The sequence below is a fragment of the Bartonella sp. AU18XJBT genome (assembly GCF_028618595.1).
Classification (GTDB): domain Bacteria; phylum Pseudomonadota; class Alphaproteobacteria; order Rhizobiales; family Rhizobiaceae; genus Bartonella.
Genome location: NZ_JAQITE010000052.1, coordinates 1 through 7,559, shown reverse-complemented (window position 1 = coordinate 7,559; position 7,559 = coordinate 1). Strand labels below are relative to the sequence as shown.

General features: G+C 36.8%; 9 protein-coding genes and 1 pseudogene. 9 read left to right on the top strand and 1 reads right to left on the bottom strand.

The genetic code is table 11. The features are described from left to right. The first annotated feature begins 5 nt into the window (after positions 1-5). The 8 genes and pseudogenes from PVV60_RS08995 (at position 6) to PVV60_RS08960 (ending at position 5,787) form a co-directional block, all read left to right on the top strand. Positions 6-590, top strand: a complete 585-nt coding sequence (locus PVV60_RS08995) for a hypothetical protein (protein WP_273724419.1) — start codon at positions 6-8, stop codon at positions 588-590. A 314-nt stretch (positions 591-904) separates the two neighbouring features. Further along, the gene (locus PVV60_RS08990) at positions 905-1,396 is read left to right on the top strand and encodes a Rha family transcriptional regulator (RefSeq protein WP_273724417.1); all 492 of its coding nucleotides are present in this window, start codon (positions 905-907) and stop codon (positions 1,394-1,396) included. A gap of 425 nt (positions 1,397-1,821) precedes the next feature. Further along, a pseudogene (locus tag PVV60_RS08985) lies at positions 1,822-2,112 on the top strand (phage antirepressor Ant); the annotation flags it as partial. Positions 2,113-2,219: 107 nt separating this feature from the next. After that, positions 2,220-2,903, top strand: a complete 684-nt coding sequence (locus tag PVV60_RS08980; RefSeq protein ID WP_273724415.1) for an enterotoxin A family protein — start codon at positions 2,220-2,222, stop codon at positions 2,901-2,903. 328 nt (positions 2,904-3,231) lie between these two features. Then, positions 3,232-3,531, top strand: coding sequence for a hypothetical protein (locus PVV60_RS08975; protein ID WP_273724414.1), 300 nt, complete (start codon positions 3,232-3,234; stop codon positions 3,529-3,531). Between the two features lie 401 nt (positions 3,532-3,932). Continuing rightward, a complete protein-coding gene (locus PVV60_RS08970; RefSeq protein WP_404977306.1) occupies positions 3,933-4,532 on the top strand; it encodes an antA/AntB antirepressor family protein in 600 nt (199 codons plus the stop codon). A 251-nt stretch (positions 4,533-4,783) separates the two neighbouring features. Further along, positions 4,784-5,509, top strand: coding sequence for an antA/AntB antirepressor family protein (locus tag PVV60_RS08965; protein WP_273724412.1), 726 nt, complete (start codon positions 4,784-4,786; stop codon positions 5,507-5,509). Continuing rightward, positions 5,506-5,787 carry a hypothetical protein gene (locus PVV60_RS08960; protein ID WP_273724410.1) on the top strand — a complete coding sequence of 94 codons (282 nt, stop codon included), beginning with the start codon at positions 5,506-5,508 and terminating at the stop codon, positions 5,785-5,787. The genes PVV60_RS08965 and PVV60_RS08960 overlap by 4 nt, the downstream gene beginning before the upstream one ends. A 63-nt stretch (positions 5,788-5,850) precedes the next feature. Here the strand turns inward: PVV60_RS08960 and PVV60_RS08955 are convergent, their stop codons facing one another. Further along, positions 5,851-6,897: a Fic family protein gene (locus PVV60_RS08955; RefSeq protein WP_273724408.1), complete on the bottom strand. Its 1,047-nt coding sequence runs from the start codon at positions 6,895-6,897 to the stop codon at positions 5,851-5,853. 94 nt (positions 6,898-6,991) lie between these two features. Between PVV60_RS08955 and PVV60_RS08950 the strand changes: the two genes are divergently transcribed. Next, the coding region (locus PVV60_RS08950; protein ID WP_273724406.1) for a hypothetical protein at positions 6,992-7,559 on the top strand (568 nt) is incomplete at its 3' end.

Here is a 7,559-nt window from a genome sequence, read left to right as displayed (position 1 = left end):
AGAAGTTGAAGTTAATCATCCATCAAAAATGGTATCTTCAACAGGTGAAGGATACCTTCACCAGTCTTCAAGCACCACGCCTTAATTGGGCTTTGCGTAATGCTCTAAACACCTCTGCAAAACAAGTGGAACGCTTTGCAGAAAAACAAATTGCTGATGTTACATCAACCCAATCAAAGCGTGTCAGAAAAGGCGTTTATATTAAAGGAAAGGCTACAGCAAAGCTTCTCGAGACAGATATCATTGGTTCTGGAACACCGATACCTCTTAAATTTTTTCAAGCACAAGAAACAAAACGCGGTGTGACTTACAAAATGTTTGGAAAGAAAGAAATCTTACCCCATGCTTTTATCAAAGGTGGGAGTTTTCCAAAGCGTGTTGAATTAAAAAAGCTGAATGGTAATGTTTTTCAAAGAGATGATGGAGACCAATTTCCCATTGCAAAACAAGAAGGCCCCTCAATTGCTGGAGTGATGTCCAAGCCAGAAATTGCAAGTGCTATTGTAAAAAAAGCCAATGAAAGATTAATTGCCAACATACAGTACCAACTTGCTCGTCAAAAATATGCCGCCAATAAGAAAGCTAAATAATGTTCTTAAGCTATGTTTGCTATACACTGAGATTTTCTTTCTTGACAAGATTCACGGAAAACGTATATCGTTAAATCAGGTGCCTAGAAAACACCTTGATAGATAGCGGATAGATTGCCGACACAATCTCTTCTCCGCACATTAAAGCTTTGACTCATTCTATGCTCGTCGCATATAATGATCTTGTCGGGTGTAGTTATGCTATACAATACCCTTTTGGGAAAAGCACAACGACGGACTATCTACCGTGTTTTCTAGCACCCGATACCCCTTGGGGTTTGAATAGAAAACATCTAAGTAGATAGGAGTTCGTTATGAAAAATTTAGTAAACGCCCAAACCACTTTAACAATGTCTAGCCGTGAAATTGCGGAATTATGCGATAAAAGGCATGACAATATTGTAAGAGATATTCGACAAATATGTACTGACCTCAAAATTGAGGTGAGTAAATTTCAAGGAAATTATAAGGATTCTACAGGACGTAAATTAATCTGCTATAAACTACCTAAGCGTGAATGTCTTATCTTAGTTTCAGGGTACAGTACAGTACTGCGCGCTAAGATCATTGACCGCTGGATAGAACTCGAGAGTCAAGAGCAGACCAATTATGATCGTGATACGCGCTTTGATTTGCCAAGCTATTGGGAGGGTATGAACGCTGGTGAAAAAGTTTTGTATCTTCTGGGTCCAATTCATGTTCGTCTTCTTGATTCCTTCAGAGTAGATGAAGAGAACAGAAAATACAAAGCTCTCATTAAGGAAGCAAAACAGGTTCTAGCAAAATCTGTTACGAAAGCCGCTTAGATTTAAAATATGATCTCATCTTCCCTGCTTTCAGAGTGGGGAGGATATTAATTCAAAGGAGATTATCGATTATGCTTCGCTTTTTCCAGAAAAAATACAATAAAATCAATTCAAAAGGTACTTCCCAGCGGGTTGGGTCTGTTGCGGGGCAGGCTAGCGCAAACTATTGCTAGCGACAGAATTTTCAAATTGACTGTACATTGTACACTTAACTCATTGATAAATAACGATTTAAATATGTACACTGTACAGTATGCGATTATTTTTTAGAAAAAGATTACATTGCCGCTTGACAATATGGCGGCAATATGAATTTGAAGAGATAAATGATTTTATAAAAACACAAGATTTGCGGTCCTCAAAATTGGGGAGCGCAAAATCTGGAGCTGTTACAGCAATTAATCATCAAGTCTCGCTCTAGATAGCTTTCCCTGATTGAACGCAATGAAATAAAGACATCAAGATCGTCACTATTTCATTGAGTGTGAGAAAAAATTAAGAAGCGAATTTGTTAATTATGATAATGACATACGCTTTGATTTACCAAGCCATTGGAAATGGCATGAATCCTACTGAAAAAGCTTTATATCTTTTAATTCCTATCCATGTTCGTCTTAATCTATTCCTCCAGAGTAAACAAAGAAAACAGGAAATATAAAGCCTTAATTGAAGAAGCAAAGCAGTTTTTAACAAGATCTATAGTAAAAGCTGCTTAGTTTAAAACATGATCTTATCTTCTCCATTTTCAGCACAGAAAAGATGTTAATTTAAGTAATGAGATTAGAAAAAAATGTTTAAATTATTTATTACTATAATAATTGTTGTGTTTTCACAGCATGTCTTTGCCGATGACAATGATAATAATACAGTTTATCGAGCGGTTATGCAGTCTCCTAAAGAAGTAAAACGTGATGGCGGTTTCCTACCACGAGGGATGGATGGAACACGGCCTAATCAACCTCCACCAGATATAAGTTTATGGAATCATGTACATGGAACTGCAACAGGAATGTCACGCTATAATTCTGGCTATGTATCTACAACAAGACACTTCCCTATTGCAGCTAATTGGGTATATGATTACCTTAATCATGATGGTTATATTTATCATATCAGAGTTACCCCTAATTTCATTGATGTTAATGCATCGTTAGGGAGATTTTCTCCATATGAACATGAGCGAGAAGTCGCTGCATTGGGTGTAATTCACTGGGAACAAATTATTGGGTGGCAAAGATCGAGCGGAGGAGTTGTTGGTCCATTTGTTCGGAATCCAGATTACAGAGAGCAATTATATGCGGGCCTTACATCAGGAGGAGCTCAACCGCAGCTAGCCGCTTTCCCTATTGAACATCAAGCTTGGAATCTAGTGCCATGGGTTACATATGCTCACTGCCAGTTAAGATCATTCTGTTCCCCCATAAAATCAGCACAGATTTTTGGAACGGAGTGGTTTTGGAAATCTTATTACACTATACTTGCAACACCATTTATTTATCTTGATTAAAATAAGATTACAAGCATATCTACTTATACCCTAAATTATATATTTTATTTTACAATAACACATAAATAAAAAGAATAATCTTATTATTCATACTGTAAAGCCTCGTTCTTTAGAGCGTAAATATAAAAACAAATACTATAAACCCATTGGATGTAGGACTTGCTGCCCATAGAACCGCCTATAAAGTGGATTACATAAGCAATCAGCAGTAGAAACTCACCGAAAAAAGCCAATCTACTTATATATTAAAGATCCCAGAAATCTTTATCCTTTAGGGTAAGGATAATATTAAATTCTACTAATTTAAATTTTAAAGGAGAAAACAATTATGAAAATTAAAGAAAAAATATTTCTACCCTTGATAATGATAATATCAATGATAAAACCCTCCATCGCTGGACCTTATGTAGAAGAGGGTCATATAGATTTTGTTACAATGAATATGAGTACATATTACTGCACTTTACGAATTAATAGACAGTTAGGGAATTGGTACTGTAATAACATTGCTGGAAAAGCCATGTTTGATTTGGCTAAAATAGCTCACATTCTGAATAAGAAAGCAAAAGTAACATTTATGAGCGGTTACATTGAATCGAAAGATATATTAGACATTACTCTAGAATAACGTCAATATAAATTTACGTGTACCGCTATCCCTGCAAATACTTTAGATATTATTTTCCTCTACGCTATAGTAAAAAAATGAGTTTACAGGTAGAGACTATTTTTTCACAACCATAGTTTTTACTGCTTGACAATGTGGAGACAATGTGAATAATCGAATCAGGTGCCTAACAAACACCTTAGAACCATAAGCGGATTGGTTGCCGAAATAATCAGTCTCCTATACATTAAAGACTTTGACTCATTATATGCTACATGCGTATAATAATATCTGTCGGGTGTGGTTACGCTATACAATACCCTTGCGGGGAAAGTGTAACGACGGACTTATGGCCGTGTTTGTTAGCGCCCGGCACTCTTTTTGAGTGTCATTAACAAACGTCTAACCATAAGGAATTCATTATGAATACTCTTATAGAAATTAGAGAACAGGTTATTGATCAGGAAACTGTTCAAACTGTTAACGCGCGTGATTTACATGCGTTTTTGGAAATAAAGTCTGAATTTAGAAATTGGATTAAAAATCGCATCAACAAATATAATTTATTAGAAAATCAGGATTATTTAGTTTTCACCAACTTTGGGGAAAACCTCCAAGGAGGTCGTCCCTCTAAAGATTATCATCTCACTTTAAGCGTAGCCAAAGAACTTTCTATGCTTGAGAATAATAAGAAAGGTAGAGAAGCTCGTTTATATTTTATCGAATGTGAAAAGCAGTTAAAACAAGTAGCAACACAACATATAGCTGCACCACAAATAGATTACTCAACTCCTCAAGCATTACTGGGCGTCTTGAATCATCTACAAAATCAAATAGAGCATAAAGATCATGTTATTACTGAATTAGCACCAAAAGCAGAAGCTTTGGAAGGTTTAAAACGCTCTGATGGTTTGTTTGGTCTTATTGAAGCAGCAAAGATGTTAGAAGTGCGACCAAAGGATTTAACGGATTATTTTTATAAAAACATTACATTGCCACTTGACAATGTAGTGACAATATGAATAATCGAATCAGGTGCCTAAGAAACACCTTGATAGCAAGCGGATTGATTGTCGAAATAATCAGTTTTCCGCACATTAAAAAGCTTTGACTCATTGTATGTTACACGCATATAATGACTTTGTCGGGTGTAGTTACGCTATAAAATACCCTTTTGGGAAAAGCATAACGGCGGACTTGCTACCGTGTTTCTTAACACCCGACACTCTTGTAGAGTGTCAATAAGAAACCTCTAAGTAGCAAGGAGTTCTTTATGAACAATCTCATAGAAATTAAAGAACAGGTCATTGATCAGGAAACTGTTCAAACTGTTAATGCGCGTGATTTGCACGTATTTTTGGGAATTACATCAAAATTTGCAGACTGGATTAAAAATCGCATTAAAGAATGCAAATTTCGAGAAAATATAGACTTTATAACGCTTTCTAAAAATTTAGAAAACGGTGGGAAAGTTAAAGAATACCACATTACCTTAGACATGGCTAAACACCTTTCCATGATCGAACGTAATGACAAAGGGCATGAAGCGCGTCAATACTTTATCAAATGTGAGTGGCTTTTGAAACAAGTAGTGACACCACAAGTTGACTACTCCAAACCGGAAGCATTGCTTGGTGTTTTGAATCACTTACAAAATCAAATCGAGCATAAAGATCATGTTATCGCTGAATTAGCACCAAAAGCAAAAGCACTTGATGGTTTAAAGCGTTCTGATGGTTTGTTCGGTCTTATTGAAGCAGCAAAGATGTTAGAAGTGCGACCAAAGGATTTAACAGATTACTTGCGTAAACATGATTGGGTCTGGGCTCCAGGGGCGCCTCTGTTGCCCTATCAAGACAAAATTAAGAAAGGATTTATGGACTGTCCTGCTATTACCATTCAAAGACCGGACGGAACAGAAAAGGTGCTGCCTTCAACGAAAATCACATCTAGAGGATTGGCATGTTTAAGAGAACAAATCCATGGAGGTGTACAATGAAGAAGATAGATACTAACTTCTTATGCGATTTGTGGATGGCATTATCTCAATTTTCTAATCATCAAAGCGTTGGATATGGGGATTGTAATGCGCTGGTTCAGGTCATGGGCATGATAGAAAAAGTATTGATTTTAAAACTTCAAGATGAGTTGCCGAATGCACTCAAGATTCTAGCAATTCTTACAGATTTTGGATATTCAGAGTTTCCTACAGTTATGGTGCCTTTATTGAAAACTTACGAACCAAATTTGGACCCCCCTATTGTGAAAGCCGCTTAAGTAAAAAATATGCCTCCCCTCCCCATTATCAACAATGGGGAGGTGGTTAAGAAGGCAATAAAATTAAGGTGCACTATACCAAGTTGATCGTCCCCCACCATGACGTATCAAAAGGCCTTTTTCAACTAATGATGTAAAGGTTACTTTAAGTGTATTAGGGCTTGCACCAACCTCACGCACCATATCGCGGGTTGTAACACGTCCGTGATTACGCACATAATCAAGAATATTAAGAGCCAATTCAGATAAGGAAAAAAGAGCTTTTTTTTCACTCTCTATTTTTATTTCTAATTGGCGTTTTTGTTTTTGTAGAGCACGTAAAAAAAAGAGTATCCAAGGTTCCCAATTGGGTGTTTTAGTATAAATTGTTTTTTGAGTTTGATTCAAAGCTAAGTAATAGCTTTCTTTATTATTCTCAATAATGCTTTCAAGTGATGAATATGGTACATAAACATAACCTTTTTTTAACAAAAGAAGGGTGGTTAAGATACGGCTTAAACGTCCATTTCCATCTTGAAAAGGATGAATAGCTAAAAATGTAACATTAAAAATACCAATCGTAAGTAAAGGATGAAGATCCTTTAATTCATTGGTTTTATTGAACCAAGTAATAAGCTCTTGCATTCGGTATGGTGTATCAAATGGTGTAGCTGTTTCAAAAACAATGCCAACCATTTTTCCTTGAGAATTAAATGCTGCTACATCATTGCGTAAAGTCTTATATTCACCTCGATGTCGTTGATCTTTCTCACTATTACACAAAAGATCACGATGAAGTTGTTTAATATGATTTTCAGTAATAGAAATATCACTCCAAGATTGAAAGATTGTTTCCATAACCTTGGCATAACCGATAACTTCTTGTTCATCACGACTCTTGAAACGTTTAATTTCTAAGTTTACCAAAAGCTGTTCGATTTCGCGGTCTGTTAACTTACTCCCTTCAATGCGTGTAGAAGATCCAATACTTTCAACAGTAGCAATATGGCGAAGAGCGTTCAATCGCTCAGGTGCAAGAGTAGCAAGAGCGCGCCATGCCCCTTTGAACTCATCAATCTCAGTAATGAGAGCCAACAATTCTTGTGTAATTTGGAGTGTATCTGTTTTCATACCGGAATATATACCCGATTATACCTGATTGTCAATCATTCGTAACACCGTAAACTCTTACTTCTTATGGCAGAGAAGAAAGCAAGGAGCAACTATGAATAAGAAAACGCGTGAGGGTCTATCGGTTCGTGCGTTTGCGAAGAAGATGGGTGTTTCACATAATGCGGTGATTTCTCGCTTTAAAACAGGTAAATTTGATGCGGCTCTTTTTGAAGATGGTTCTGTTAATGAAGCCCTTGCAACAGCTATCTGGAATGAGAATCCAACAAAGCGCCCTGCCCCACTTTTAGCGCCTGATGGAAAGGTGCGGACAAAGATTAAACAAGCCTCCACAGATGGAGCCAATGAATACAAGATAAAACTAGAGCGAATGCAAGTTGCGCTAGCAAAAGAAAAGATTGCTCTGGAAAAGTTACGCGAAACAACTGTTGATCGAGAAGAAGTGAGAAAAGAAGCATGGCACTTTGGAAGAGCGCATCGAGATACAATGCTCAATTTTGCCTATCGCTTTGGTGCTGAAATTGCGGCGCAAGTGGGATGTGATGCTGCGAGCCTTATTGGAGCTATCGATCATCATATGCGCAAAGCTTTAATGGAAAATGTCGTTCCTGTCTCTTTTCACGATCCCAATATTTTAGAAGAGAATCCAGAACATGATAAGT

What these genes read in the sequence shown, in the direction of transcription:
- PVV60_RS08965 (WP_273724412.1), top strand. Translation starts at nt 4,784, where the DNA reads ATGAACAATCTCATAGAAATTAAAGAACAGGTCATTGATCAGGAAACT.
- PVV60_RS08990 (WP_273724417.1), top strand. Translation starts at nt 905, where the DNA reads ATGAAAAATTTAGTAAACGCCCAAACCACTTTAACAATGTCTAGCCGT.
- PVV60_RS08955 (WP_273724408.1), bottom strand. Translation starts at nt 6,897, where the DNA reads ATGAAAACAGATACACTCCAAATTACACAAGAATTGTTGGCTCTCATT.
- PVV60_RS08970 (WP_404977306.1), top strand. Translation starts at nt 3,933, where the DNA reads ATGAATACTCTTATAGAAATTAGAGAACAGGTTATTGATCAGGAAACT.
- PVV60_RS08975 (WP_273724414.1), top strand. Translation starts at nt 3,232, where the DNA reads ATGAAAATTAAAGAAAAAATATTTCTACCCTTGATAATGATAATATCA.
- PVV60_RS08960 (WP_273724410.1), top strand. Translation starts at nt 5,506, where the DNA reads ATGAAGAAGATAGATACTAACTTCTTATGCGATTTGTGGATGGCATTA.